22 protein-coding genes are annotated in these 25,660 nt (G+C 60.7%); 10 read left to right on the top strand and 12 right to left on the bottom strand.

Features of this window, described 5'->3' with window-relative positions; translation table 11 throughout:
* Positions 1-67 precede the first annotated feature (67 nt).
* Complete coding sequence (locus HU731_RS19915; protein WP_186608218.1) at positions 68-649, top strand: GspH/FimT family pseudopilin; 582 nt, start codon at positions 68-70, stop codon at positions 647-649.
* On the opposite strand, the gene ispH is transcribed toward HU731_RS19915, so the two are convergent.
* From ispH to murJ, 6 genes are all read right to left on the bottom strand, one after another.
* The gene (gene ispH, locus HU731_RS19910; RefSeq protein WP_032893637.1) at positions 603-1,550 is read right to left on the bottom strand and encodes a 4-hydroxy-3-methylbut-2-enyl diphosphate reductase; all 948 of its coding nucleotides are present in this window, start codon (positions 1,548-1,550) and stop codon (positions 603-605) included. The genes HU731_RS19915 and ispH overlap by 47 nt on opposite strands.
* A gap of 181 nt (positions 1,551-1,731) precedes the next feature.
* Positions 1,732-2,169, bottom strand: coding sequence for an FKBP-type peptidyl-prolyl cis-trans isomerase (locus HU731_RS19905; protein WP_169855857.1), 438 nt, complete (start codon positions 2,167-2,169; stop codon positions 1,732-1,734).
* A 7-nt stretch (positions 2,170-2,176) separates the two neighbouring features.
* Positions 2,177-2,689 carry a signal peptidase II gene (gene lspA / locus HU731_RS19900; protein ID WP_044270796.1) on the bottom strand — a complete coding sequence of 171 codons (513 nt, stop codon included), beginning with the start codon at positions 2,687-2,689 and terminating at the stop codon, positions 2,177-2,179.
* Positions 2,682-5,513, bottom strand: coding sequence for an isoleucine--tRNA ligase (gene ileS, locus HU731_RS19895; RefSeq protein WP_186608219.1), 2,832 nt, complete (start codon positions 5,511-5,513; stop codon positions 2,682-2,684). Before ileS ends, lspA begins: the two co-directional genes overlap by 8 nt.
* 14 nt (positions 5,514-5,527) lie before the next feature.
* Positions 5,528-6,466 (bottom strand): bifunctional riboflavin kinase/FAD synthetase, encoded by a 939-nt coding sequence (gene ribF / locus HU731_RS19890; RefSeq protein ID WP_186608220.1) that lies wholly within the window; start codon positions 6,464-6,466, stop codon positions 5,528-5,530.
* Positions 6,467-6,585: 119 nt separating this feature from the next.
* On the bottom strand, positions 6,586-8,124 hold the full coding sequence (murJ, locus tag HU731_RS19885; RefSeq protein WP_186608221.1) for a murein biosynthesis integral membrane protein MurJ: 1,539 nt from the start codon (positions 8,122-8,124) through the stop codon (positions 6,586-6,588).
* A gap of 253 nt (positions 8,125-8,377) precedes the next feature.
* On the opposite strand from murJ, the gene rpsT reads away from it, so the two are divergent.
* Complete coding sequence (rpsT, locus tag HU731_RS19880) at positions 8,378-8,656, top strand: 30S ribosomal protein S20 (RefSeq protein ID WP_003188401.1); 279 nt, start codon at positions 8,378-8,380, stop codon at positions 8,654-8,656.
* A 275-nt stretch (positions 8,657-8,931) separates the two neighbouring features.
* On the opposite strand, the gene HU731_RS19875 is transcribed toward rpsT, so the two are convergent.
* The gene (locus HU731_RS19875) at positions 8,932-9,417 is read right to left on the bottom strand and encodes an FKBP-type peptidyl-prolyl cis-trans isomerase (RefSeq protein WP_003188398.1); all 486 of its coding nucleotides are present in this window, start codon (positions 9,415-9,417) and stop codon (positions 8,932-8,934) included.
* Between HU731_RS19875 and HU731_RS19870 the strand changes: the two genes are divergently transcribed.
* The 3 genes from HU731_RS19870 (at position 9,416) to yihG (ending at position 12,782) form a co-directional block, all read left to right on the top strand.
* Positions 9,416-9,703 carry a DUF3565 domain-containing protein gene (locus tag HU731_RS19870; RefSeq protein ID WP_186608223.1) on the top strand — a complete coding sequence of 96 codons (288 nt, stop codon included), beginning with the start codon at positions 9,416-9,418 and terminating at the stop codon, positions 9,701-9,703. The two genes, HU731_RS19875 and HU731_RS19870, sit on opposite strands and share 2 nt — an antisense overlap.
* 79 nt (positions 9,704-9,782) lie before the next feature.
* Complete coding sequence (gene pta / locus HU731_RS19865; RefSeq protein WP_056785333.1) at positions 9,783-11,882, top strand: phosphate acetyltransferase; 2,100 nt, start codon at positions 9,783-9,785, stop codon at positions 11,880-11,882.
* Positions 11,883-12,782: a 1-acylglycerol-3-phosphate O-acyltransferase, YihG family gene (gene yihG / locus HU731_RS19860; protein ID WP_186608222.1), complete on the top strand. Its 900-nt coding sequence runs from the start codon at positions 11,883-11,885 to the stop codon at positions 12,780-12,782. It abuts the gene before it with no gap.
* A 215-nt stretch (positions 12,783-12,997) separates the two neighbouring features.
* Here yihG and cysN read toward each other — a convergent pair whose 3' ends face one another.
* The 3 genes from cysN to HU731_RS19845 all read right to left on the bottom strand — a co-directional run bounded on the left by cysN (position 12,998) and on the right by HU731_RS19845 (position 17,186).
* Positions 12,998-14,896, bottom strand: a complete 1,899-nt coding sequence (gene cysN, locus HU731_RS19855) for a sulfate adenylyltransferase subunit CysN (RefSeq protein WP_003188392.1) — start codon at positions 14,894-14,896, stop codon at positions 12,998-13,000.
* A gap of 9 nt (positions 14,897-14,905) precedes the next feature.
* The gene (gene cysD / locus HU731_RS19850) at positions 14,906-15,823 is read right to left on the bottom strand and encodes a sulfate adenylyltransferase subunit CysD (protein ID WP_003171640.1); all 918 of its coding nucleotides are present in this window, start codon (positions 15,821-15,823) and stop codon (positions 14,906-14,908) included.
* 604 nt (positions 15,824-16,427) lie between these two features.
* A complete protein-coding gene (locus HU731_RS19845) occupies positions 16,428-17,186 on the bottom strand; it encodes a Nif3-like dinuclear metal center hexameric protein (RefSeq protein WP_186608427.1) in 759 nt (252 codons plus the stop codon).
* 101 nt (positions 17,187-17,287) lie between these two features.
* Between HU731_RS19845 and algW the strand changes: the two genes are divergently transcribed.
* Both algW and HU731_RS19835 read left to right on the top strand, forming a co-directional pair.
* Positions 17,288-18,448: a Do family serine endopeptidase AlgW gene (algW, locus tag HU731_RS19840; protein ID WP_054896877.1), complete on the top strand. Its 1,161-nt coding sequence runs from the start codon at positions 17,288-17,290 to the stop codon at positions 18,446-18,448.
* Between the two features lie 112 nt (positions 18,449-18,560).
* A complete protein-coding gene (locus HU731_RS19835; RefSeq protein ID WP_032893643.1) occupies positions 18,561-20,654 on the top strand; it encodes a TonB-dependent siderophore receptor in 2,094 nt (697 codons plus the stop codon).
* A 582-nt stretch (positions 20,655-21,236) separates the two neighbouring features.
* On the opposite strand, the gene hemH is transcribed toward HU731_RS19835, so the two are convergent.
* Both hemH and HU731_RS19825 read right to left on the bottom strand, forming a co-directional pair.
* Positions 21,237-22,262 carry a ferrochelatase gene (hemH, locus tag HU731_RS19830; RefSeq protein ID WP_186608428.1) on the bottom strand — a complete coding sequence of 342 codons (1,026 nt, stop codon included), beginning with the start codon at positions 22,260-22,262 and terminating at the stop codon, positions 21,237-21,239.
* Positions 22,263-22,276: 14 nt separating this feature from the next.
* The gene (locus HU731_RS19825; RefSeq protein ID WP_186608429.1) at positions 22,277-23,176 is read right to left on the bottom strand and encodes a TIGR01777 family oxidoreductase; all 900 of its coding nucleotides are present in this window, start codon (positions 23,174-23,176) and stop codon (positions 22,277-22,279) included.
* Between the two features lie 212 nt (positions 23,177-23,388).
* Here HU731_RS19825 and HU731_RS19820 point away from each other — a divergent pair, with 212 nt between their 5' ends.
* The 3 genes from HU731_RS19820 to HU731_RS19810 all read left to right on the top strand — a co-directional run bounded on the left by HU731_RS19820 (position 23,389) and on the right by HU731_RS19810 (position 25,659).
* The gene (locus HU731_RS19820) at positions 23,389-24,375 is read left to right on the top strand and encodes an NAD(P)/FAD-dependent oxidoreductase (protein WP_014716849.1); all 987 of its coding nucleotides are present in this window, start codon (positions 23,389-23,391) and stop codon (positions 24,373-24,375) included.
* Entirely contained in the window at positions 24,372-24,587 is a 216-nt protein-coding gene (locus tag HU731_RS19815) for a TIGR02450 family Trp-rich protein (protein ID WP_032893646.1), read from the top strand. Before HU731_RS19820 ends, HU731_RS19815 begins: the two co-directional genes overlap by 4 nt.
* 112 nt (positions 24,588-24,699) lie before the next feature.
* Positions 24,700-25,659 carry a YbgA family protein gene (locus HU731_RS19810; protein WP_186608430.1) on the top strand — a complete coding sequence of 320 codons (960 nt, stop codon included), beginning with the start codon at positions 24,700-24,702 and terminating at the stop codon, positions 25,657-25,659.
* The last annotated feature ends 1 nt before the right edge of the window (position 25,660 follow it).

Below are 25,660 nucleotides of genomic sequence, written 5' to 3'. Positions count from 1 at the left end.
ATCATCCAGGGCCAAGGACCAAGCGCTATACCTAGAAAACCCACTCGTGCCCAAGGAGGGAACGCACATGAAACAACGAGGATTCACCCTGATTGAAATGCTGCTGGGGCTGATCGTCACCAGTTTTCTCGCACAACTGGCCGTACCTGGTTTCAAGGGTTTACTTGAATCACAGCAACGACAAAACGTTGCCCAATCACTTGCCTCCGGGCTGCGCTACGCACGCACCGAGGCCATCGCGCGCAATCGGGCGGTGGTCATTCATGCAAAGAGTGAGGACTGGAGCCTGGGATGGCGCGTGATACTGGATGTGAGTGGGCGCGGCCACCTGGATGACGACAATCCAGTATTGCTGGAGCGTGAGGGCAGTGGGCGCGTGCCGGTCGCCGGTAATGGCCCGGTGACGAGCCAGGTGCGCTTCAGCGGCCTGGGGGAACCGGTGTTCGCCGGCGGGGGATTTCGTGCCGGCACCGTGCACGTGTGTGACAAGGCCCATGCACAGAGCCAGTATCAGATCGTGCTGGCCCCCAGCGGGCGCATCAGCCTGCGCAGTGATAAGACCGAACAGGCATTATGCCGAGGCTATTCCAGCACCCTGGCCGTCAGAGCAGCGAGCGGACCCGCAGTTCCTTGGGCATCGAGAACGTGATGTTCTCTTCACGACCCGCCAGCTCATCGGCGCCGGTGGCACCCCAGGCCTGCAACTGTTGGATCACGCCGCGCACCAGCACTTCCGGAGCGGAGGCACCCGCCGTGATGCCGATACGCTCGACACCGTCGAACCAGCTGCGCTGCATGTCTTCGGCACCGTCGATCAGGTATGCCGGTGTGGCCATGCGTTCGGCCAGTTCGCGCAAGCGGTTGGAGTTGGAACTGTTAGGGCTGCCGACTACCAGTACCACATCGCATTCATTCGCCAGCTGCTTGACCGCATCCTGGCGGTTTTGCGTGGCGTAGCAGATGTCATCCTTGCGGGGGCCGCCAATGGCCGGGAATCGCGTGCGCAGGGCGTCGATCACGCGGCTGGTATCGTCCATGGACAAGGTAGTCTGGGTGACAAAAGCCAGGCGGTCGGGATTGTGCACCTGCAAGTTGGCAACGTCTTTTTCGTCTTCCACCAGGTAGATGGCGCCGCCGTTGCTGGCGTCGTACTGGCCCATGGTGCCTTCGACTTCCGGGTGACCGGCATGGCCGATCAGGATGCATTCGCGGCCGTCGCGGCTATAACGCGCTACCTCGATGTGCACCTTGGTCACCAGCGGGCAAGTGGCATCGAATACTTTTAGGCCACGGCCGGCCGCTTCGGTACGCACAGCCTGGGACACACCATGGGCACTGAAGATGACGATAACGTCATCGGGCACCTGGTCGAGTTCTTCGACAAAGATCGCACCGCGTGCGCGCAGGTCTTCGACCACGAATTTGTTATGGACGACTTCGTGGCGCACATAAATCGGCGGCCCGAAGACTTCCAGGGCGCGGTTGACGATTTCGATCGCCCGGTCCACGCCAGCGCAGAAGCCACGGGGGTTGGCGAGTTTGATTTGCATGCTGTGCCTCGTGCCTTGCAGGCCAAGAAATTGGATCAACTCAGCTCTATAGAATAAGCGTCTGTGGGAGCGGGCTTGCCCGCGATGCAAACGACTCGATGTATCAGGTACACCGAGGTGATGCTATCGCAGGCAAGCCAGCTCCCACACAAGCCAGCCCCACAGGAACCGGTTTCGTCAGTTAGAGCGCTTTAACGTCGATGATTTCAACATCAAACGTCAAGGTTTTACCGGCCAACGGATGGTTGAAGTCGATGGTCACTTGCGCATCATCGAAGGCTTTAACCACTCCGGGCAATTCGGTATTGGCCGCATCATTGAAGATCACCAGCAAACCTTCCGACAGGTCCATGCCTTCGAACTGCGAACGCGGGATGATCTGCACGTTTTGCGGGTTGGGTTGGCCGAAGGCGTTTTCCGGCAGGATCTGCAGATTGCGCTTGTCGCCCGCCTTGAACCCGAACAACGCCGCTTCAAAACCGGGCAGCAGGTTACCGTCGCCAACCTTGAAGGTCGCCGGGGCTTTGTCGAAGGTGCTGTCTACCGTGTCGCCATTCTCCAGGCGCAATGCGAAATGCAAAGTGACTTCCGTGTTCTGGCCGATGCGTTGCTCAGCCAATACCTGATCAGTCATTGACGGTTTCTCCGGTTTTCTTGCTCTTGAACATATCCAGCGCCAGCATGATTGCACCAACGGTGATGGCGCTGTCGGCAAAGTTGAACGCCGGGAAGTAGTAGCGGTTCTGCCAATGCACCAGGATGAAGTCGATCACATGGCCCAGGGCGATGCGGTCATACAGGTTACCCAGCGCGCCGCCCAACACCAGCGCCAGCGCGATGGCCAGCCAGGTGTCGTCGCGGCCCAGGCGCTTTAGCCACACCACCAGCACGGCACTCACCACCACGGCGATCACCGCGAACAGCCAGCGCTGCCAGCCACCGCCGTCAGCCAGAAAGCTGAAGGCGGCGCCAGTGTTGTAGGCCAGGGTCCAGCTGAAGTAATCCGGGATCACCACGATTTGCTGGAACATTTCCAGGGAGCCTTCGAAGTGAGCCTTGCTGACCTGGTCAATGACCAGCACCAGCAGGCTCAGTACGAGCCAGCCCAGACGTCCGAAACGACTGGCAGCATTAGGCATAGTGGCGAACCTCGCCTTCACCGCTGATGTTATCGACACAACGACCGCAGATTTCCGGGTGCTCAGGGTTCACACCGACATCTTCACGGCAGTGCCAGCAACGGGCGCACTTAGGGAAGGCCGACTTCACCACTTTGAGCTTCAGGCCCGGCACCTCGGTGACCACGGCATCTGCCGGGGCCTGGGCGAAAGGTGCCAGGCTCGCGGTGGAGGTGATCAGTACGAAGCGCAGTTCGTTGCTCAGCTTGGCCAGGTCGGCGGTCAGGCCATCCTCGGCAAACAGGGTGACTTCGGCTTGCAGGTTGCCACCCACGGCCTTGGCCGCACGTTGGACTTCCAGTTCCTTGTTCACTGCAACCTTGACGGCCATGACGCCTGCCCAGTACTCGCGGCCCAGTTCGAAGTCGGCCGGCAGTTCGGTCAGGCCTTCGTACCAGGTGTTGAGCATCACGGACTCATTACGCTCGCCCGGCAGGTATTCCCACAGCTCGTCGGCGGTGAACGCCAGGATCGGTGCGATCCAGCGCACCAGCGCTTCGCTGATGTGGTACAGCGCGGTCTGCGCCGAACGGCGCGCCTTGCTGTTGGCGGCGGTGGTGTACTGGCGGTCCTTGATGATGTCGAGGTAGAAACCGCCCAGCTCGTGCACGCAGAAGTTGTGGATCTTGGAGTAGACGTTCCAGAAGCGGTATTCGCCGTAGTGCTCTTGCAACTCGCGCTGCAGCAACAGAGTACGGTCCACGGCCCAACGGTCCAGGGCGAGCATGTCTTCGGCCGGCAGCAGGTCGGTGGCCGGGTTGAAACCGGTCAGGTTCGACAACATGAAGCGCGCGGTATTGCGGATACGACGGTAGGCGTCGGCGCTGCGGGCCAGGATCTGGTCCGACACGGCGATTTCACCCGAGTAATCGGTGGAAGCCACCCACAGACGCATGATGTCGGCGCCCAAGGTTTCGTTGATCTTTTTCGGTTCGATCACGTTCTTCAGCGATTTGGACATCTTGCGGCCCGTCTCATCGACGGTGAAGCCGTGGGTCAGCAGCTCGCGGTACGGCGCGTGGTTGTCGATGGCGCAACCGGTCAGCAATGACGAGTGGAACCAGCCACGGTGTTGGTCAGAACCTTCCAGGTACAGGTCGGCGCGCGGGCCGGTCTCGTGACCCATCGGGTGCGAGCCACGCAGCACGTGCCAGTGAGTGGTGCCCGAATCGAACCACACATCGAGGGTGTCGCTGATCTTGTCGTACAGCGGCGCTTCGTCGCCCAGCAGCTCGGCGGCGTCCAGCTTAAACCAGGCTTCGATGCCTTCTTGCTCAACGCGCTGGGCCACGACTTCCATCAACTCGACGGTGCGCGGGTGCAGTTCACCGCTTTCCTTGTTCAGGAAGAACGGGATCGGCACGCCCCAGTTACGTTGGCGGGAGATGCACCAGTCCGGACGGTTGGCGATCATCGAGTGCAGGCGCGCCTGGCCCCAGGCCGGGACGAACGTGGTGTCTTCGATGGCTTTGAGCGAACGTACACGCAGGGTGTCGCCGCTGGTCGGCTCTTTGTCCATGCCGATAAACCACTGCGCCGTAGCGCGGTAGATCAGCGGGGTCTTATGACGCCAGCAATGCATGTAGCTGTGCTGGATGGCGGCGGTTTGCATCAACGCACCAACTTCACGCAGCTTTTCGATGATCGGTTGATCGGCCTTGAAGATGAACTGGCCACCGAAGAACTCGAGCGAAGGCACGTATACGCCGTTGCTCTGCACCGGGTTGATGATGTCATCGTTGACCATGCCGTACTTCTTGCAGATCACGAAGTCGTCCACACCATAGGCAGGCGAGCAGTGAACAATACCAGTACCCGAACCCAGCTCGACGTAGTCAGCCAGGTACACCGGCGACAGACGGTCATAGAACGGGTGACGGAAGTTGATCAGCTCCAGCGCAGAACCGGTGGTGGTGGCGATGACCGAACCTTGCAGCTCGTAACGCGCCAGGCACGACTCGACCATTTCTTCGGCCAGCACCAGCAGGCGATCACCGACGTCCACCAGGGCGTAGGTGAATTCCGGGTGCACGTTCAGCGCCTGGTTGGCCGGGATGGTCCAGGGGGTGGTGGTCCAGATCACGATGGCGGCTGGCTTGGCCAGGCTTGCCAGGCCGAACGCCTCGGCCAGCTTGGCGTCGTCGGCGATCGGGAAGGCCACGTCGATGGTCGAGGACTTCTTGTCTTCGTACTCCACTTCCGCTTCGGCCAGGGCCGAACCGCAGTCAAAGCACCAGTTCACGGGCTTGAGGCCCTTGAACACGAAACCGCCTTTGACGATTTCGGCCAAGGCACGGATTTCACCGGCCTCGTTCTTGAAATTCATGGTTTTGTAGGGGTTGTCCCACTCGCCCAGCACACCCAGGCGGATGAATTCGGACTTCTGCCCTTCGATCTGCTCGGCGGCGTAGGCACGGCACAGTTCGCGGGTTTTATCCGCGCCCAGGTTCTTGCCGTAAGTCACTTCGACTTTGTGCTCGATCGGCAGGCCATGGCAGTCCCAACCTGGGACATACGGCGCGTCGAAGCCCGACAGGGTCTTGGAGCGCAGGATCATGTCCTTGAGAATCTTGTTCAGCGCATGACCGATGTGAATCGTGCCGTTGGCATAAGGAGGGCCGTCGTGCAGGACGAATTTCGGACGATCCTTGCCAATTTCGCGCAACTTTCCGTACAGGCCAATACTGTCCCAGCGCTGCAGGATCTGCGGTTCGCGCTGTGGCAGGCCGGCCTTCATTGGGAAGGCGGTGTCCGGAAGGTTTAGCGTGGCTTTATAGTCGGTCATTTAAGGCTCTTCGGTTAGCGATGGGCGCTAGGTGCGGCTAGTGCACGGGCGGCGGCGACATCCGCATTGATCGCCGTTTTCAACGCCTCCAGGGAGGCGAAACGCTGCTCTTCACGCAGCTTCTGGTGGAAAACCACCGTCAAACGCCGGTCGTATAAATCACCGGCAAAATCCAAAAGGTGAACTTCCAGGTGGGCCTTGCCATCACCTGCAACCGTGGGCCTGACGCCTATATTGGCGACTCCTGGCCACGATTGGCCGTCGATGTTGACGCTCACCAGGTAAACCCCGGTCAGCGGCACACGGCGGCGCTTGAGTTGCACGTTGGCGGTTGGCGTGCCCAGTTGGCGCGCCAGCTTCTGGCCGTGCAGTACCCGCCCGGCAATGCGGAACGGGCGACCGAGCAAACGCTCGGCCAGGTCGAAGTCAGCGGCGGCCAGGGCGTTACGCACCTGGGTGCTGCTCACGCGCAGGCCGTCCAGTTCGACGGTTTGCGCGGCTTCGACAGTGAAACCCTGATTGACGCCGGCATGCTGCAGGAAATCGAAATCCCCAACCCGGTCACAACCGAAATGGAAGTCGTCGCCGACCTCCAGGTGCTGCACGCCCAGGCCATCCACCAGGATGCGGTCGACGAACTCGGCGGCGCTGAGGCTGCGCAAACGCTGGTTGAAAGCCAGGCAGAGGACGCGGTCCACGCCCTCTTCCGCCAACAGCTGCAGCTTGTCCCGCAAACGCGCCAAGCGGGCCGGCGCGGTTTGCGGGGTAAAGAACTCCCGCGGTTGCGGCTCAAAAATCACCACGCAGCTGGGCACGCCCAACTCGACCGCACGCTCGCGCAGCCGAGCCAGGATAGCCTGGTGGCCACGGTGAACACCGTCAAAGTTGCCAATAGTGGCGACGCAGCCCCGATGCTCGGGGCGCAGGTTGTGGAGACCTCGAACCAGCTGCATAACGCGCTTCTTGCTCATAAAGTGGTCGATTATAACCACACCCAGCCCCGGACGACAGGCAACAGCGCAGGCCAAATGGGTCGAATCGATAAAACAATCGTTTTATCGCGGCAAACTCGCTATCCCAGCGACTTGCGATTGAAATCGCGCAGGCGAAAACCCTGCAACAGCAACATCCCGAAGTACACCACCACGCCCGCCACGACCAATACACCCAGGCGCATGAAGCGCTCCAGCATATTGCCTTGGCCCCAGGCCGGCATGATGTGCATCAGGCCAAACAGCACAACCGACATCGCGGCGACCGCCACCAGCAGCTTGAGCGCAAATATGCCCCAGCCTGGCTGCGGCTGGTACATCTGTTGTTTACGCAATTGGTAAAACAGCAGGCCTGCGTTTATGCATGCACCTGCGCTGATCGCCAAGGCCAGGCCGGCGTGGGCCAGCGGGCCGATAAACACCAGGTTGAGCAATTGCGTCACGACCAGGGTGAAAATCGCGATTTTCACCGGGGTGCGGATGTTTTGCTGGGCGTAGAAGCCCGGCGCCAGCACCTTGATCACAATAATGCCGAGCAGGCCGACGGAGTAGGCGACCAGCGCATGCTGGGTCATCAACGCGTCATGGGCGTCGAACTGCCCGTACTGAAACAGCGAGACCGTCAACGGTTCGGCGAGGATGCCCAGGGCCAGGGCGCACGGCAGCACCAGCAAAAAGCACAGGCGCAGGCCCCAATCGAGGATGCGCGAATATTCCTGGCGATCCTTGCTGGCATAGGTACGCGCCAGGGTCGGCAGCAAGATCGTGCCCAACGCCACGCCCAGCACACCGGATGGCAATTCCATCAGGCGGTCGGCGTAGTACATCCACGACACCGAGCCGGACACCAGCAACGAGGCGAACGCGGTGTTGATGATCAGAGAGATCTGACTGACCGACACCCCGAGGATCGCCGGCAGCATGTTGCGCATGACGCGCCACACGCCGGTGTCCTTGAGGTTCAGGCGCGGCAGTACGAGCATGCCGATTTTTTTCAGGTGGGGCAGTTGGTACAACAACTGCGCCAGGCCACCGGCCAGCACCGCCCAGCCCAGCGCCATGACGGGCGGGTCGAAGTACGGTGTGAGGAACAGCGCAAAAATAATCATGCTGACGTTCAGCAAGGTCGGCACGAAGGCCGGCACCGAGAAACGGTTCCAGGTATTGAGGATCGCCCCAGCGAGCGAAGACAGGGAAATCAGCAATATATAAGGAAAGGTCACGCGCAGCAGATCAGTGGTGAGCGCGAACTTTTCCGGCGTATTGGCAAAACCAGGCGCCGTGGCCCAGATCACCCAGGGCGCGGCGAGCATGCCGACGATGGTTACCAGCATCAGCACCAGCGTCAGCAGGCCCGAGACGTAGGCGATGAACGTACGAGTCGCCTCCTCGCCATGCTGGGTCTTGTATTCGGCCAGGATCGGCACGAACGCCTGGGAAAAAGCGCCTTCGGCGAAGATCCGCCGCAACAGGTTGGGCAGTTTAAAGGCAATAAAGAACGCATCCGTGGCCATGCTGGCGCCAAAGATGCGTGCCAGCAGGGTGTCACGCACAAACCCCAATACCCGGGAAATCATCGTGATAGAGCTGACGGCAGCCAACGATTTGAGCAGATTCATTGAAAGAGTTTGCGCCTATAGATAAAGAGCAGGCGAACTACGCGCCCACTTATGCGATACTGCGCGCCTGCAACAGCACAGAGCCAAAGCTCGCGAGTTTACAGGTCAAGCGCCGGAAATAAATCACCCGCCTCTTCAGATCGACCACTCAGCAGTTCGCATCAGCCGCCCTTGACAACCCGTCAAGTCATCGGCATGATTCGCGGCCTATTTTGTTTGCTATTTCCTAAAAAGTCTTTCGAGGAGCTCGACGGTGGCCAACACACCTTCCGCCAAAAAACGTGCAAAACAGGCTGAGAAGCGTCGCAGCCACAACGCCAGCCTGCGTTCCATGGTTCGCACCTACATCAAGAATGTAGTCAAAGCCATCGACACCAAAGACGCTGAAAAAGCTCAAGCAGCTTACGTTCTGGCTGTGCCTGTTATCGACCGTATGGCCGATAAAGGCATCATCCATAAGAACAAGGCCGCTCGCCATAAGAGCCGCCTGAATGGCCACATCAAGGCTCTGAGCGTTCCTGCTGCAGCCTAAGTGGTAACAACTGCAACGCAGCTCAGGTTGCGTAACAGTTAAGAAATGCCCCGTACCGAAAGGTTCGGGGCATTTTTGTTTGTGCCGGAAACACGCCCAACAACTGTAGGAGCGAGCTTGCTCGCGAAAATCGTTAACGATGACGCGGGAAGCCTGGCGCCCAGCGGGGTGCTCAGGTTTTTCGCGAGCAAGCTCGCTCCTACAGTGAGCTCAGGGCAAAAAAAACGCCCCGAACCAGTCGGGGCGTTTTTGCTACCACTTGATCAAAACATCAATCAATGGTGATGACCGCCTTCACCGTGGACGTGGCCGTGAGCCACTTCTTCCTGGGAAGCGTCGCGGATGGCCACGATCTTCACTTGGAAGTTCAGGCGCTGGCCAGCCAGAGGGTGGTTGCCGTCAACGGTGACGTCGTCGCCGTCCAGGTCGCGGATGGTGACGATCTGCATTTGGCCGTCCGGCGCGGAAGCGTGGAACTGCATGCCCACTTCCAGCTCATCGACACCTTCGAACATGCTGCGGCTCAGGGTGCTGACCAGTTCGGCAGAGTATTCGCCGTAGGCATCTTCAGGTTCTACGGCGACGGTCAGTTCGTCACCGACGTTCTTGCCTTCCAGAGCCTTTTCCAGGCCCGGGATGATGTTGCCTGCGCCTTGCAGGTAAACCAGCGGCGCGCCGCCGGCGGAGCTGTCGATGACCTCACCAGCGTCGTTGGTCAGGGTATAGTCGATGGAGACAGCCTTGTTAGCGGCGATCGTCATGGGGCGAGACCTTTTGCAAAAGAATGAAGAACGGACAAGTCTAAACAAGGATTTGCCCGAAAGCGAACGGAACCCGGACGGACGGGGCCGATCAACGGTCACGATCACAGGTTTTCATCAGGACGACGAGGGGCACTGGGTGGCCGAGCTGTCTTGCGGCCACACCCAGCACCTGCGCCACCAGCCGCCCTGGCAGTCACGCGCCTGGGTGCTCGACCCCGCGCAACGCCTTGAAAAAATAGGCCAGGCCTTTGCGTGCGGCTGGTGTGCGCAAGGGCACGAATAACGATAACCTTGGCGCCTGATTCGCGGTAGGCACTCACCCATAGAGCGCCACCCAAGCCATGCACCTCCAGAGAATTCGCATGCAGACTTTTTTTATCGCGCCCACCGATTTTGGTGTGGGTCTGACCTCCATCAGCCTTGGGCTGGTGCGTACCCTGGAACGGGCCGGCCTGAAAGTCGGCTTTTTCAAACCCATTGCCCAACCACACCCTGGCGACACCGGGCCGGAACGCTCCACCGAGCTGGTGGCGCGCACCCACGGCCTGAAACCGCCGCAGCCGCTTGGCCTGGCTCACGTAGAGCGCATGCTCGGCGACGGCCAGCTCGATGAGCTGCTCGAAGAAATCATCACCCTGTACCAGCAGGCGGCCGTAGGCAAAGACGTGCTGATCGTCGAAGGCATGGTGCCCACCCGCAGCGCCAGCTACGCGGCACGGGTCAACCTGCACCTGGCCAAGAGCCTGGACGCGGAAGTGATCCTGGTCTCGGCTCCGGAAAACGAAGTGCTCACCGAGCTGTCTGGCCGTGTGGAATTGCAGGCCCAACTGTTTGGCGGTCCCAAAGACCCGAAAGTGCTGGGCGTAATCCTCAATAAGGTACGCACCGACGAAAGCATGGAAGCCTTCTCGGCGCGCCTCAAAGAGCATTCGCCGCTGTTGCGCAGCGGTGATTTCCGCCTGCTCGGCTGCATCCCCTACCAACCCGAGCTCAACGCCCCACGCACCCGCGATGTGGCGGACTTGATGGGCGCGCAGATCCTCAACGCCGGCGACTACGAAAGCCGGCGCATGACCAAGATCATCATTTGCGCGCGCACCATGCGTAACACCGTCGAGCTGCTCAAGCCCGGTGTGTTGGTGGTGACCCCGGGCGATCGCGACGACATCATCCTCGCCGTCAGCCTGGCCGCCATCAATGGCGTGCCGCTGGCCGGGCTGCTGCTGACCAGCGACACCCTGCCCGACCCGCGCATCATGGATCTGTGCCGAGGCGCCTTCCAGGCCGGGTTGCCAGTGTTGTCGGTGAGCACCGGCTCCTATGACACCGCCAACCAGCTCAATAGCCTCAACAAGGAAATCCCCATCGATGACCGCGAGCGCGCGGAAATCATCACCGACTTCGTCGCCAGCCACCTCGATGCACGCTGGCTGCACCAGCGGTGTGGCACGCCACGGGAGATGCGCCTGTCGCCGGCGGTGTTCCGCTACCAACTGATCCAACGCGCCCAGGCCGCCAACAAACGCATCGTGTTGCCCGAAGGCAGCGAGCCGCTGACCGTACAGGCCGCCGCGATCTGCCAGGCCCGTGGCATTGCCCGTTGCGTGCTGCTGGCCAAGCCTGAGGATGTGGAAGCCGTTGCCCGTGCCCAGGGCATCGACCTGCCCGAAGGCCTGGAGATTCTCGACCCCGATCTGATTCGCCAACGCTACGTGGAGCCGATGGTCGCCTTGCGCAAGAGCAAAAGCCTCAACGCGCCCATGGCCGAGCAACAACTGGAAGACACCGTGGTGATCGCCACCATGATGCTCGCCCTCGACGAAGTGGATGGCCTGGTCTCCGGCGTTATTCACTCCACCGCCAATACCATTCGCCCGGCGCTGCAGCTGATTAAAACCGCACCAGGCTGCACCCTGGTGTCGTCGGTGTTCTTCATGCTGTTCCCCGAGCAGGTGCTGGTGTACGGGGACTGCGTGATGAACCCGCACCCAAGCGCTGCGGAACTGGCGGAAATTGCCCTGCAAAGCGCCGACTCGGCAGCCGCGTTCGGCATCACGCCACGGGTGGCGATGATCAGCTATTCCAGCGGTGACTCGGCCAGCGGCGAGGAAGTGGAAAAAGTCCGCGAAGCCACCCTGCTCGCCCACGAGCAACAAAGCTCGCTGCTGATCGACGGCCCGTTGCAGTACGACGCCGCCGCCAACGAAAACGTCGCCCGGCAACTGGCGCCCAACAGCCAGGTGGCGGGCAAGGCCACTGTCTTTGTGTTCCCAGACCTGAACACCGGCAACACCACTCACAAAGCCGTACAACGCAGCGCCGATTGCGTGAGCCTGGGGCCGATGCTCCAGGGCCTGCGCAAACCGGTCAATGACCTGCCACGTGGCGCCCAGGTGGACGACATCGTGTACACCATCGCCCTGACGGCGATCCAAGCCGCCAACCGCCCCATGGATATCTAAATGCTGGATTTTCTACCTGCCGCCTTGCGCGGGGTGATCGCTTCGCTGTTGCTGGCGCTGAACACGATCCTGCTGTGTTCGTTCCTGTTTATCGTCGCGCTGTTCAAGGCGCTGCCGTTTGCCAAGCGCCTGAGCGAATGGCTGATGAACCACACCCACGAAGCCTGGGTCACCAATAACAAGGGCTGGATGAACCTGGTGCGGCGCACACGCTGGCACCTGACTGGCCTTGAGGGCCTGGACTACCAGCACTCGTACCTGGTGACCAGCAACCATCAGAGCTGGGTCGACATCATGGTGTTGCAGTACGTGCTCAATCGGCGCATTCGCCCCCTGAAGTTTTTCCTCAAGCAAGAATTGATCTGGGTACCCGTGATTGGCCTGGCGTGGTGGGCGCTGGGCTTTCCCTTCATGAAGCGCTACAGCAAGGCTTATTTGGAGAAGCACCCGGAGAAGAAAGGCAAAGACCTGGAAACCACGCGCAAGACCTGTGCGAAGTTTCGCGACAACCCCGTGGGGATTTTCAACTTTGCCGAAGGCACGCGCTTTACGCCGGGCAAGCATGCGCAGCAGCAGTCACCGTTTCGCTACCTGCTTAAACCCAAGGCGGGCGGTATTGCGTTTGTGCTGGATGCCATGGGTGAGCAGCTCAAATCACTGGTGAATGTGACCATCCACTACCCCGGCGGGCGCCCAGGTTATTGGGATCTGCTGTGCGGCAATGTGAAGGACGTGGTGGTGCACTTTGAAGAAGTACAGATCCCGGCTGAGTTCATCGGCAAGAATTATGAGCAGGATGGGGACTATCGGTTGGCGTTCCAAGGCTGGATCAACCGGTTGTGGCAAGACAAGGATGCGTTGCTGGAGCAGCTTCACAAAGACTTTCCGGCCAGCCGCTGATCAAAATGGGGGAGCAGGCTTGCCTTAATATCACTCTGTAGGAGCGAGCTTGCTCGCGAAAAACTCATAGGCGCCGCGTTTATCCAGGAAGCACACGTAATCGTTGACGTTTTTCGCGAGCAAGCTCGCTCCTACAGAAGGCAATAGCCAGGCCTCAAGCATGTAAAAGCCCGCCACCGAGTGATCGATGGCGGGCTTTTTAATGGCCGCGAGGTTTAGATCGCGCCGCGCTGACGCAACAGCTCCAGCACTTGCTTGACGCTGTCTTCCAGCGACAACGCCTGGGTGTCGATCACCAGGTCGGCATTCAACGGCACGTCATACGGGAAGGATTCGCCAGGGATGTTATCCCCACCAGCCGCGTACAACCCTTGCGGGTCACGCTCGGCGCACACCAACGGCGATGCCTGTACGTAGACGGTCAGCAAGCGGTCGGCACCAATCAGCGCCTTGGCCTGCTCACGGCCTTCGGCATCCGGCGCAACGAAGGCCGCCAGGGTCAGCAGGCCGGCTTCGTTGAACTGACGCGCCACATGAGCCGCACGACGCCAGTTCTCGGTACGCCCGGCACGGTCCTGCGGCAACCCTTTGTTCAGGTCGTGACGCAGGTTCTGGCCATCCAGCACGAACACCGCCCGGCCCATGTCGAACAGCTTGCGCTCGACCGCATAGGCCAGAGTGCTCTTGCCAGCGCCCGACAAGCCGCTGAACAACACCGTGGCCGGCTGCTGGCCGAAACGCAGGGCGCGCTCTTCGGTGGCCACATGCGCCAGGCTGCCGTGCTGCGCAGCGCCGCCATGACCCACCGGTGGCGCGATGATCATGCCCGCGGCCACCGTGCCGTTGGTCAAGCGGTCGATCACGATGAACGCGCCAGTGGTGCGGTTGCTGTCGTAACCGTCCAGGGCGATGGCGGCGTCCAGGCTGACCTTGACCCGGCCAATCTCGTTGAGCTGCAGCGAACTCGCCGGGCCTTCGGCCAGGGTGTTTACGTCCACGCGGTGCACGATGCTGGTGATGGAACCCGGCACGTAGCTGGTGGCGCGCTTGATGTCGTATTTCTTGCCCGGCAGCATCGGTTCTTCGGCCATCCACACCAGCATGGCGTCGAAGGCATCGGTCACTTGCGGCACGTTGTCGGCATGCACCAACAGGTCGCCACGGGAGATGTCGATCTCGTCTTCCATGGTCAAGGTCACGGCCTGGCCCGGGCCTGCGTGTTCCAGCTCACCTTCAAAGGTGACGATGGATTTGACGCGGCTGCTCTTGCCCGACGGCAACACCACCACTTCATCACCCTTGTGCACGATACCGCTCGCCAGGGTGCCGGCAAACCCACGGAAGTTCAGGTTCGGGCGATTGACGTACTGCACCGGGAAACGCAGGTCGGTGTAGTTCCGATCATTGGCGATCTCGACAGTCTCCAAGATCTCCATCAGCGACTGCCCGGTGTACCAGGGCGAACGCTCGCTCTTGTTCACCACGTTGTCGCCCTTGAGCGCCGACATCGGCACGAAGGCCAGGGTGCTTGGCTTGAATGCGATACCTTCGGCGAACTTCAGGTAATCGGCTTTGATCGACTCGAATACGCTTTGGTCAAAGCCGTTGATGTCCATCTTGTTGATGGCCACAACGATGTGTTTGATACCCAGCAACGAGGCGATATAGCTGTGGCGACGGGTCTGGGTCTGCACGCCGTAGCGGGCGTCGATCAGGATGATCGCCAGGTCACAGGTGGACGCACCAGTGGCCATGTTGCGGGTGTACTGCTCATGGCCGGGGGTGTCGGCGATGATGAATTTGCGCTTGGCGGTGGAGAAATAGCGATAGGCAACATCAATAGTGATGCCCTGCTCACGCTCGGCCTGCAGGCCATCGACCAGCAACGCCAGGTCGATATCGTCACCGGTGGTGCCGGACTTTTTCGAGTCGCGGGTAATGGCTTCAAGGTGATCCTCGTAGATCATCTTGGAGTCGTGCAGCAGGCGCCCGATCAGGGTGCTCTTGCCGTCGTCGACGTTGCCGCAGGTCAGGAAGCGCAACATTTCTTTGCGCTCGTGCTGGCCCAGGTAGGCGAGGATGTCCTCGCTGATCAAATCAGATTGATGCGACATGACAGCCCCTTAGAAATAGCCTTGACGTTTTTTATCTTCCATCGAGCCGGCACCATCGTGGTCGATGACACGGCCCTGGCGCTCGGAAGTTCGCGTCAGGAGCATTTCCTGAATGATGTCCGTCAGCGTCTCGGCTTCGGACTCCACCGCGCCCGTCAACGGGTAGCAGCCAAGGGTGCGGAAACGTACTTTCTTTTTGACGATACGGGCTTTGTCTTCGTCGGACAGGTGCTCGAGGATGCGGTCGTCGTCGATCATGATCAACGTGCCGTTCTTCTCGATCACGTCGCGCTCGGCGGCGAAATACAGCGGCACGATCGGGATGCCTTCCAGGTAGATGTACTGCCAGATGTCCAACTCGGTCCAGTTGGACAGCGGGAACACACGGATCGACTCGCCCTTGTTGACGTTGCCGTTGTAGACGTTCCACAGCTCAGGGCGCTGGTTCTTCGGGTCCCAGCGGTGTTTGCTGTCGCGGAACGAGTACACGCGCTCTTTGGCACGGGATTTCTCTTCATCGCGACGGGCACCGCCGAATGCGGCGTCGAAACCATGCTTGTCCAGCGCCTGCTTGAGGCCCTCGGTCTTCATGATATCGGTGTGCTTGGCGCTGCCGTGGGTGAACGGGTTGATGTTCTGCGCCACGCCATCGGGGTTGATGTGGGTGATGAGGTCCAGGCCCAGCTCCTCGACCATCTTGTCGCGGAACTTGTACATCTCCTGGAATTTCCAGCGAGTGTCGACGTGCATCACCGGGAACGGCAGCTTGCCTGGGAAGAAGGCCTTGCGTGCCAGGTGCAGCATCACGGCGGAGTCTTTACCGATCGAGTAGAGCATCACCGGGTTATCGAACTCGGCGGCGACCTCGCGGATGATGTGGATGCTTTCCGCCTCCAGCTGTTTCAGATGCGTCAGTTTGTCGACCATGGTTACTCACGGAAAAACGATCTTATGGACGGCCAGCGGGCCGTGTTCGAGCGAGGCATGCTAGCACAGCAACTTCTTCTATTTAGGGCGCCAGCTAGACCGAAACGATATATGAATATGCCGCCCGGTTTGGGCTTTAATCTGGGCAGTGTGGGAGCTGGCTTGCCTGCGAAGACGGCCTAACAGTCAACACAGTTGGACCGGGTACATATCCGTTATTCAGGTAACGGCCACCTAGGGTTCCGCCCTGACGGCGGCTCACTTTTGAAAAGCGCAAAAGTAAGCAAAACGCTCTTGCCCCACCACTCGGCACCTCGCTTGGGCTCGGTGTGCCCGTAATCCGCCAGTGATTTGGGGGGCCGCCGCCACGCGCCATCCATGGCGCGGGGCGGCTAAACCGGCATCCCTGCCGGTTTACCCCCCAAATCCCTGTCGAATTCCGGCCAGCGTGGTTTAACGGGGCGCCTGAGATCAAGATCACAAGCAGATCAAGATCAAGAGCGGCTCGCTTCGCATCGTGATTACCGTTGTTCACTACAGAGCTGTGGAGAGGCCTAAGGCCAATCGCAGGCAAGCCAGCTCCCACCGTGTTCAGCGCTGTGCTTTAGATCGGATTGGGGCAGTCGATGAACAGGTGCTCCAGGGCAAAGCGCCGCGCCAGGTAGTCGCCTAGCGCCTGCACGCCATAGCGTTCGGTGGCGTGATGGCCGGCGGCGATGAAGCTGATGTTGTTTTCCCGGGCGCTGTGGAAGGTCTGTTCGGACGCTTCACCGCTCAGGTACAAATCGACACCCGCGGCAATCGCCTGGTCGATGTAGCCCTGGCCGCCACCGGTACACCAGCCGACGCGGCGAATCATCTCGCTGCCTTCGATCAGCAGCGGTTCGCGGCCCATCACGTCCTGCACGCGACGGGCGAAGTCACGAGGTGACAAGGGCTCGGCAAGGGAGCCGACCAGCCCGACGATTTTTGGGTTGCCCGGGTCCAGCGGGCCTTCGACGGTGATGTCCAGGTGGCGAGCCAGTTGCACGTTGTTGCCGACATCGGCGTGCAGGTCCAGGGGCAAGTGGTAGGCCAGCAGGCTGATGTCATGCTTGAGCAGGGTTTTGAGGCGGCGCTGCTTCATGCCGGTAATGCAGGGGTTTTCGCCCTTCCAGAAGTAACCGTGGTGCACCAACACCAGGTCGGCCTTGGCTTCGACGGCGGCGTCCAGCAGGGCTTGGCTGGCGGTCACGCCACTGACGATGCGCATCACTTGGGGCCGGCCTTCGACCTGCAGGCCATTGGGGCAGTAATCGGCAATTTTGGCGCTGCCGAGGTAGCGGTCGGCTTCCTCGACGAGGGTAGTAAGGGGCACGGCCATAAAAGACTCCTAAATATCCCGTTCGCAGGCGTCACAGCCTCGTATAATGCGCGACATTATGGGCGCTCTCCCGCCCCCTGCAACCTGTCAGGACTTACTTGATGCTCAAGGCACTGCGTTTTTTTGGATGGCCATTGTTGGCTGGCGTGCTGATCGCGATGCTGATTATCCAGCGTTATCCCCAGTGGGTGGGCCTGCCCACACTGGATGTGAACCTGCAACAGGCGCCGCAGACCAACACGGTGGTGCAGGGTCCGGTGACCTATGCCGACGCCGTGGTCATTGCCGCGCCGGCGGTGGTCAACCTGTACACCACCAAAGTCATCAACAAGCCCGCGCATCCGTTGTTTGAAGACCCGCAATTTCGCCGCTATTTCGGTGACAACGGCCCCAAGCAGCGCCGCATGGAATCCAGCCTCGGCTCCGGCGTGATCATGAGCCCTGAAGGCTACATCCTCACCAATAACCATGTGACCACCGGCGCCGACCAGATCGTGGTAGCCCTGCGTGACGGCCGCGAAACCCTGGCCCGCGTGGTGGGCAGCGACCCGGAAACGGATCTGGCGGTACTCAAGATTGATCTGAAGAACCTGCCGGCCATCACCCTCGGCCGCTCCGACGGTTTGCGCGTGGGCGATGTAGCGCTGGCCATCGGCAACCCGTTCGGGGTGGGGCAAACGGTGACCATGGGCATCATCAGCGCCACCGGGCGTAACCAGCTGGGCCTTAACAGCTACGAAGATTTCATCCAGACCGACGCGGCGATCAACCCCGGCAACTCCGGCGGTGCGCTGGTGGACGCCAATGGCAACCTGACCGGCATCAACACCGCGATTTTTTCCAAGTCCGGCGGTTCACAGGGCATTGGTTTTGCCATCCCGGTGAAGCTGGCGATGGAAGTGATGAAGTCGATCATCGAACACGGCCAGGTGATTCGTGGCTGGCTGGGTATTGAAGTACAGCCCTTGACCAAGGAACTGGCCGAGTCGTTCGGCCTGACCGGGCGTCCAGGTATCGTAGTGGCGGGGATCTTCCGCGACGGCCCGGCGCAGAAAGCCGGCCTGCAGCTGGGCGATGTGATCCTCAGCATCGACGGCGCGCCGGCGGGTGATGGCCGCAAGTCGATGAACCAGGTGGCGCGGATCAAGCCGACCGACAAGGTGGCGATCCTGGTGATGCGCAACGGCAAGGAGATCAAACTGTCGGCAGAAATCGGCCTGCGCCCACCACCGGCCACCGCGCCACTGAAAGAAGAGCAATAACCGTCGCGACCCAAGCGCCCGTTCGCGGGCGCTTGTAAGGCCATATTTCTTAGCGATTCATTCTCATTAGGCATGTTATATTGTTTCAATATCGCTATTGGAACGCTCTATCATGTCGTCTCGAAAGTTTGTGCCCCTGGCCGGCCTGGCCCTGGGTTTGCTGCTCGACCCTGCCTACGCCGAAGAAAACACCCTGGAACTGGACACCATCAGCGTCACCTCCGACGCCTATGAATCCGCCACCGGCCCAGTCGATGGCTACCGTGCCACCCGCTCTGCGAGCGCGACCAAGACTGACACGGCCTTGCGCGACATCCCACAGTCCATCAGCGTGATTCCGGCCACGGTGCTCAAGGACCTGGGCAGTACCAGCGTGGAGCGCGCCCTGGAATTCGCCGGCGGTGTGTCCAAGCAAAACAACTTCGGCGGCCTGACCCTCTACGAATACAGCGTGCGCGGCTTCACCACGTCCGAGTTCTACCAGGATGGTTTCAGCGCCAACCGTGGTTACCCCAGCACCCCGGACGCAGCGAATATCGAGCGCATCGAAGTGCTCAAGGGCCCCGCCGCCAGCCTGTATGGGCGTGGCGATCCCGGCGGCACGGTGAATATCGTCACCAAGAAACCCCAGCCCGAGGCCTTCACCACGCTGCAGACCAGCGCCGGCAGTTGGGACCGCTACCGCACCGCGCTGGATGTGAATACGCCGCTGGACAGCGAGGGGCGTGTGCTGACGCGCGTGAACCTGGCCGTTGAAGACAACCACAGCTTTCGCGATCACGTCGACGCCAAGCGCGTGTTCGTCGCGCCCTCCTTCAGTTGGCAACTGGACCCGGACACCACCCTGCTGGTGGAAAGCGAGTTCGTGCGCCACAGTTCCACCTTCGACCGGGGCATCGTCGCCAATACCGGCATGTCCCATTCCACCTTCCTCGGCGAGCCCAACGACGGCAATATCCGCAACCACAACAACCGCATCCAGGCGGCATTGGAACACCACCTCAACGACGCCTGGAAACTGCGCCTGGCCAGCCATTACAAGCAAGGCAGCCTGTGGGGCGATGCTTCGGAAAGCCGTGCGCTGAACCCAGACGGCCACAGCGTCAACCGCCGCTACCGTGAACGCTCCACGGGTTGGCACGACAGCATCACCCAGCTGGAACTGCGCGGGGTGTTCGATATTGGCAGTTGGCAACATGAACTGTTGATCGGTACCGAATACGAGGATTACCGCAAGAAAGAGCGCGTGACGGCGATCGCTGGCGACTATCCCATCGACATCTACAAGCCGGTGTACGGCCAGCCAAAACCCAACGGCACACGCTCCGGCACCGACTTCTTCGAACAGACCAAAAGCCACGCTCTGAACCTGCAAGACCAGATCATCTTCACCGACCGCCTGCGCGGCATGATCGGTGCCCGCTTCGAACACTTCGAACAAAGCACCGACGACTTCACCCGCAATCACGCCAAGAGCCGCCAAACCCACGATGCCTTCACACAACGCGCCGGCCTGCTCTACCAGCTCACGCCTGAAGTCGGCGTATTTGCCAACGCCTCCACCTCGTTCAAGCCCAATAGCGGCCTGGATGCTGGCGGCAAGTCCTTCAAGCCCGAAGAAGGCGTGGGTTACGAGGTGGGAATCAAAAGCGAACTGTTTGACGACCGCCTCAGCGCTACCCTGGCGGCCTTTCATATCGAAAAGGAAAACGTGCTGACCCTGGACCCGGCGACCAACCTCAACCGCGCCATGGGCAAGGCCCGCAGCCAGGGGTTCGACCTGCAAGTAACCGGGCAAGTGACCGACGCCGTACGCGTGATCGGCGCCTTGGCCTACATCGACGCCGAAGTGACCAAGGGCGACAAAACCATTCCTACGGGCAGCCGCATTCTCGGCGTGGCCAAGCGCAGCGGCAGTGTGTTGGGCGTGTATGAATTCCAGGACGGCGCGTTACGTGGCTCAGACCTGGGCGCAGCGTTCACCTATGTAGGTGACCGCTCGGGCGAAGCCGGCACAGGCTTCGAACTGCCTGCCTACCACACCGTGGATTTGCTGGCCCATTACAAGGCTACGCAGAACGTGACGGTGGGGCTGAACCTCAACAACCTGTTCAATGAAAAGTATTATGAGCGGTCTTATAGCAACTATTGGGTCAACCCCGGCGAGCCGCGCAACTTCACGGTTAGCCTGACCCTTAATCTGTAAATACAGTCAAATTGTGGAAGGTGGCTTGCCTGCGATGGCCATAGGTAACCACGATGCGAAGCGAGCCGCTCTTGATCTTGATCTGCTTTTGATCTTAGGCGCCCCGTTAAACCACGCTGGCCGGAATTCGACAGGGATTTGGGGGGTAAACCGGCAGGGATGCCGGTTTAGCCGCCCCGCGCCATGGATGGCGCGTGGCGGCGGCCCCCCAAATCACTGGCGGATTACGGGCACACCGAGCCTAAGCGAGGTGCCGAGTGGTGGGGCGAGGACCTTTTGGTTACTTTTGGGTCCTTCCAAAAGTGACCCGCTGTCAGAGCGGAACCCTAAGTGGCCGTTACCGCAGGAATGGATATGTACACGGATAACAGTGTCGCCTGCCAGGCCGCCTTCGCGAGCAAGCCCGCTCCCACACTAGGATCGTTGGGGTGTCAGGTAGCTGGGCGTCGGCTGGCAGGCCGCAATCGCAGGCAAGCCAGCTCCCACACTAGGATCGTTGGGGCGTCAGGTAGATAGCCGCCGGTTGGCAGGCCGCCATCGCAGGCAAGCCAGCTCCCACAATTGGGTCACCCCAGGCCCCGTTTACAAGGCAACCGGCGCCCGTTCGCACAGGGTATTAAGCGCCGCCGCCCACTGCGGCTCATCATTCAGGCAAGGCACCAACACCAACTCCTCGCCCCCCGCTTCACGAAATTGCTCGCGACCGCGATCACCAATTTCCTCCAGCGTCTCAATGCAATCGGCGACAAACGCCGGGCACATCACCAACAGCTTCTTCACGCCTTGCTGGGCCAATGCCTCAAGGCGCGCCTCGGTGTAGGGTTCGATCCACTTGGCCCGCCCCAGGCGGGACTGGAACGCCACCGACCACTTACCCTCCGGCAAACCCAACCGCGCGGCCACGTCCCGCGCCACGCTGAAACACTGCGCGCGATAACAAGTGGCAAGCACCTCGGGGGATGCATTCTTGCAGCAATCGGCGTCTTTGAAGCAGTGCTGGCCCGTGGGGTCGAGCTTGGTCAGGTGACGCTCAGGCAAACCATGGAAGCTGAGCAGCAAGTGATCGTAATCCTGCTCCACATAAGCGCGCACACTCGCCGCCAGCGCATCCAGGTACTCAGGCTGATCGTAGAACGGTTGCAGGATCGAAAACTGCACACTCAGTCGTTTGTCGCGCACCACTCGCTTGGCTTCCTCTATCACCGTGGTCACGGTGCTGTCGGCAAACTGCGGGTACAACGGCGCCAATGTGATTTTTTGAATACCCTGGGCAGCCAAGCGTGTCAGGACCGTTTCCAGGGACGGCTCGCCATAACGCATCGCCAATTCCACCGGGCCCTGGGTCCACTGCGCGGTCATCTGCTGTTGCAGGCGGCGGCTCAGCACCACCAGCGGCGAACCCTCGTCCCACCAGATCGATGCATAGGCATGGGCCGATTGCTCGGGGCGCTTGATCAGGATCAGCGACACCAGCAGGCGCCGCACCGGCCACGGCAGGTCGATCACATAAGGGTCCATCAGGAACTGATTGAGGTAGCTGCGCACATCGGCCACGGAGGTGGACTTTGGCGAACCCAGGTTGACCAGTAACAACGCGTGATCGGTCATGCAACATCCTATCTTTAGAGGCGGCTGGACAAGTCGTCCAGAGCCGCACGCAACTCAGTGAACTGGAAAGTGAAACCTGCGGCCTGCAACCGTTCAGGCAAGGCCTTTTGCCCGCCCAGCAACAAGCCGGACAACTCACCCAGGCCAACCTTCAACGCAAATGCCGGCATCGGCATGAACGCCGGGCGGTGCAGCACCTGGCCCAAGGTCTTGGCAAATTCGCGGTTGCGCACCGGGTGTGGCGCGCAGGCATTATAAGGACCGTTGGCCTCTTGCTTGTGCAGAAGAAAATCAATCAGGGCGATTTGATCCTTGATATGCACCCATGGCATCCACTGCCGCCCGTTGCCAATCGGCCCGCCCAGCGCCAGTTTGAATGGCAGCAGCAGGCGCGACAAAAAGCCGCCCTCGGCAGACAGCACCAACCCCGTACGCACCAGCACCACACGAATGCCAAAGGCTTCGGCACGCTGGGCGGTTTCCTCCCAGGCGATACACAACTGGCTGGGGAAATCATCCAGCACCGGGCCGCTGGCTTCGGTCAGTTCGCGCTCGCCGCCATCGCCGTACCAACCCACCGCAGAACCGGAGATCAGCACCGCCGGTTTCTGCTCCAGGCTTTCCATCCAGGCCAGCAAGGTTTCGGTGAGGTGAATGCGACTGTTCCACAGCAATGCCTTGCGCTTGTGGGTCCAAGGCCGGTCGGCGATAGGCGCGCCTGCCAGGTTGACTACCGCGTCCACCGCGCCAATCACCTCTTGCAAACGCGCCACCCCGAGCACCTGCTCGCCGCACAGCTGGGCGACCGTTTCCGGTTGCCGGCTCCATACGGTCAGGCGATGCCCTTGTGCGAGCCAGTGCTTGCAGAGTTGGCGACCGATCAAGCCGGTACCGCCGGTCAGCAAAATATGCATGGGACTCTCCTCATGTAACGTTCGCCGCCGCTCACTGGTCTATTTTATAAGCAGGGATCAATTTGATAATTGAGCGTGACGGGGGTTTAAGCCTTAGCTTAACCATAGGTCACGCCACACAATCAGGCACGCCAAAACTTATACCAAAAAACAATATTGTACAGCTATTGGTGTCGGCGTAGTCTGTACCCAACGGTAAAACGAGGCCTCCCATGACTGTCCCCATCGCGATCATTGGTACCGGCATCGCCGGTCTCTCCGCCGCCCGAGCGTTACAAGACGCCGGGCACGCAGTACAACTTTTCGATAAAAGCCGCGGCAGCGGTGGCCGCATGTCCAGCAAGCGCAGCGACGCCGGTGCGCTGGACATGGGTGCGCAATACTTCACCGCCCGCGACCGGCGCTTCGTCAACGAAGTGCAGCGCTGGCAGAGCAACGGCTGGGCCGAGCAATGGAAGCCGCAGTTGTATAACTTCAAGTCCGGCCAACTGACGCCCTCCCCCGACGAGCAAATCCGCTGGGTGGGTACGCCGCGCATGAGCGCCATCACCCGCGCCCTGCTCGACGACTTGCCGGTGGAGTTCGGTTGCCGCATCACCGAAGTCTTCCAGGGCACGCAGCACTGGAACCTGCTCGACGCGGACGGCGGCAATCACGGCCCTTTCAGCCATGTGATCATCGCCACGCCAGCGCCCCAAGCCACCGCCCTGCTGGCCGCTGCGCCCAAGCTGGCGAGCGCCGCCGCCGGGGTGAAAATGGACCCGACCTGGGCCATCGCCCTGGCGTTCGACAAGCCTCTGGATACGCCGATGGAAGGCTGCTTCGTGCAAGACAGCCCCCTCGACTGGCTGGCGCGCAACCGCAGTAAACCCGGGCGCGACACCACCCTCGACACTTGGGTGCTGCACGCCACCAGCGCCTGGAGCAAGGCCCACCTGGACCTGCCCAAGGAAGCGGTGATCGAACACCTGCACGGCGCCTTTGCCGAATTGCTGCACAGCGCCATGCCCGCGCCGTCATTCAGCCTGGCGCATCGCTGGCTCTACGCACGCCCCTCCAGCAGCCATGAGTTCGGTGTGCTAGCCGACGCCGACCTGGGCTTGTTCGTCTGCGGCGACTGGTGCCTCTCCGGTCGGGTGGAAGGTGCCTGGCTCAGTGGCCAGGAAGCGGCGCGACGCTTGATCGAGCACCTGCAATGAACCGCATCAACCCCGCCAAACTGCTGCTGTCAAAATGGACGGCAGCCCATCCTCGCCACAAGGAAAAACACTTTCTGGTCACCGAGTTGTTCCGTGACGACGAGGGCACAGTGCTGGACATCGAACTGCAAGCCATCCTCACCCGGCGCGCCGAACGCCTGCCCTGGGAGACGTTGAAAAACGCTGAAGACTGGAAAATCGGCTGGAAATAACGCACCCGCACAAACCTGTACAAATTATTTGACTTGTACAACATCGAGCCTATGATGAGATTTAGTTGTACAAGCTTTGTGGCTTGTACAGGATTCTTGCAGAGGTTTGCTTATGTCCAGCCACGCGAAACCGAAGATCGCCATCAGCGCCTGCCTTCTGGGTGAGAACGTGCGCTTCAACGGCGGGCATAAACAGTCCCTGCTGTGCAGCCAGACCCTCAGTGACTATTTCGATTTTGTCCCACTGTGCCCTGAAGTTGCCATCGGCCTGGGCATTCCTCGCCAAGCAATCCGCCTGGTCGGTGACCCCGACCATCCGCAGGCCGTGGGCAGCGTAAACCCTGCGCTCAATGTCACGCAGCCACTGGATGCTTACGGCCAGCAAATGGCCCGGGAACACACCGACCTGTGCGGCTACATCTTCATGCAAAAGTCACCGTCCTGCGGCCTGGAGCGCGTCAAGGTGTACCGCGACAACGGCACGCCTGTTGACGGTGGCGGGCGTGGCATTTACGCCCAAGCGTTTTGTGCCCGCCACCCCAACCTGCCGGCGGAAGAAGACGGTCGCCTCAACGACCCAGTGCTGCGGGAAAACTTCCTCACCCGGGTATTTGTGTACGCCAGTTGGCAGCAACTGCTGGCCGACGGGCTTACCCGTCACCGCTTGCTGACGTTTCACGCGCGCTACAAGTACCTGCTGATGGCCCACAGCCCTGCGCATTACAAAAGCCTGGGCCACTTGCTCGGCAGCATGGGCAAGGGCATTGACCTGCACGCGTTGGCCGACGGCTATTTCAGCGAACTGATGGCGGGCCTGAAAAAATGTGCGACGCGCGGCACCCATACCAATGTGCTGCAACACATCAGCGGCTACCTCAAGCAGGCCATCAGTGCCGATGACAAACAGGAAATGCAGACCGTCATCGGCCAATACCGCCACGGCATCGTGCCGCTGGTGGTGCCGCTGACCCTGCTCAAGCACCACTTTCGCCAACACCCGGACCGCTACATCGCGCAGCAGGCCTACCTGCAACCGCACCCGGAAAACCTCAGCCTGCGTAATGCGATCTAAC

Origin of the sequence: Pseudomonas salmasensis (assembly GCF_014268375.2) — a bacterium.
Lineage (GTDB): Bacteria > Pseudomonadota > Gammaproteobacteria > Pseudomonadales > Pseudomonadaceae > Aquipseudomonas > Aquipseudomonas salmasensis.
The sequence above is the reverse complement of the archived record's forward strand: the minus strand, read 5'-3'. Positions and strand labels throughout refer to the sequence as shown.

Coding starts and splice junctions, on each gene's coding strand:
- HU731_RS19915 (WP_186608218.1), top strand. CDS start 68: ATGAAACAACGAGGATTCACCCTGATTGAAATGCTGCTGGGGCTGATC.
- ispH (WP_032893637.1), bottom strand. CDS start 1,550: ATGCAAATCAAACTCGCCAACCCCCGTGGCTTCTGCGCTGGCGTGGAC.
- lspA (WP_044270796.1), bottom strand. CDS start 2,689: ATGCCTAATGCTGCCAGTCGTTTCGGACGTCTGGGCTGGCTCGTACTG.
- ileS (WP_186608219.1), bottom strand. CDS start 5,513: ATGACCGACTATAAAGCCACGCTAAACCTTCCGGACACCGCCTTCCCA.
- ribF (WP_186608220.1), bottom strand. CDS start 6,466: ATGCAGCTGGTTCGAGGTCTCCACAACCTGCGCCCCGAGCATCGGGGC.
- murJ (WP_186608221.1), bottom strand. CDS start 8,124: ATGAATCTGCTCAAATCGTTGGCTGCCGTCAGCTCTATCACGATGATT.
- HU731_RS19870 (WP_186608223.1), top strand. CDS start 9,416: ATGGGGCGAGACCTTTTGCAAAAGAATGAAGAACGGACAAGTCTAAAC.
- HU731_RS19875 (WP_003188398.1), bottom strand. CDS start 9,417: ATGACGATCGCCGCTAACAAGGCTGTCTCCATCGACTATACCCTGACC.
- pta (WP_056785333.1), top strand. CDS start 9,783: ATGCAGACTTTTTTTATCGCGCCCACCGATTTTGGTGTGGGTCTGACC.
- yihG (WP_186608222.1), top strand. CDS start 11,883: ATGCTGGATTTTCTACCTGCCGCCTTGCGCGGGGTGATCGCTTCGCTG.
- cysN (WP_003188392.1), bottom strand. CDS start 14,896: ATGTCGCATCAATCTGATTTGATCAGCGAGGACATCCTCGCCTACCTG.
- cysD (WP_003171640.1), bottom strand. CDS start 15,823: ATGGTCGACAAACTGACGCATCTGAAACAGCTGGAGGCGGAAAGCATC.
- HU731_RS19845 (WP_186608427.1), bottom strand. CDS start 17,186: ATGGCCGTGCCCCTTACTACCCTCGTCGAGGAAGCCGACCGCTACCTC.
- algW (WP_054896877.1), top strand. CDS start 17,288: ATGCTCAAGGCACTGCGTTTTTTTGGATGGCCATTGTTGGCTGGCGTG.
- HU731_RS19835 (WP_032893643.1), top strand. CDS start 18,561: ATGTCGTCTCGAAAGTTTGTGCCCCTGGCCGGCCTGGCCCTGGGTTTG.
- hemH (WP_186608428.1), bottom strand. CDS start 22,262: ATGACCGATCACGCGTTGTTACTGGTCAACCTGGGTTCGCCAAAGTCC.
- HU731_RS19825 (WP_186608429.1), bottom strand. CDS start 23,176: ATGCATATTTTGCTGACCGGCGGTACCGGCTTGATCGGTCGCCAACTC.
- HU731_RS19820 (WP_014716849.1), top strand. CDS start 23,389: ATGACTGTCCCCATCGCGATCATTGGTACCGGCATCGCCGGTCTCTCC.
- HU731_RS19815 (WP_032893646.1), top strand. CDS start 24,372: ATGAACCGCATCAACCCCGCCAAACTGCTGCTGTCAAAATGGACGGCA.
- HU731_RS19810 (WP_186608430.1), top strand. CDS start 24,700: ATGTCCAGCCACGCGAAACCGAAGATCGCCATCAGCGCCTGCCTTCTG.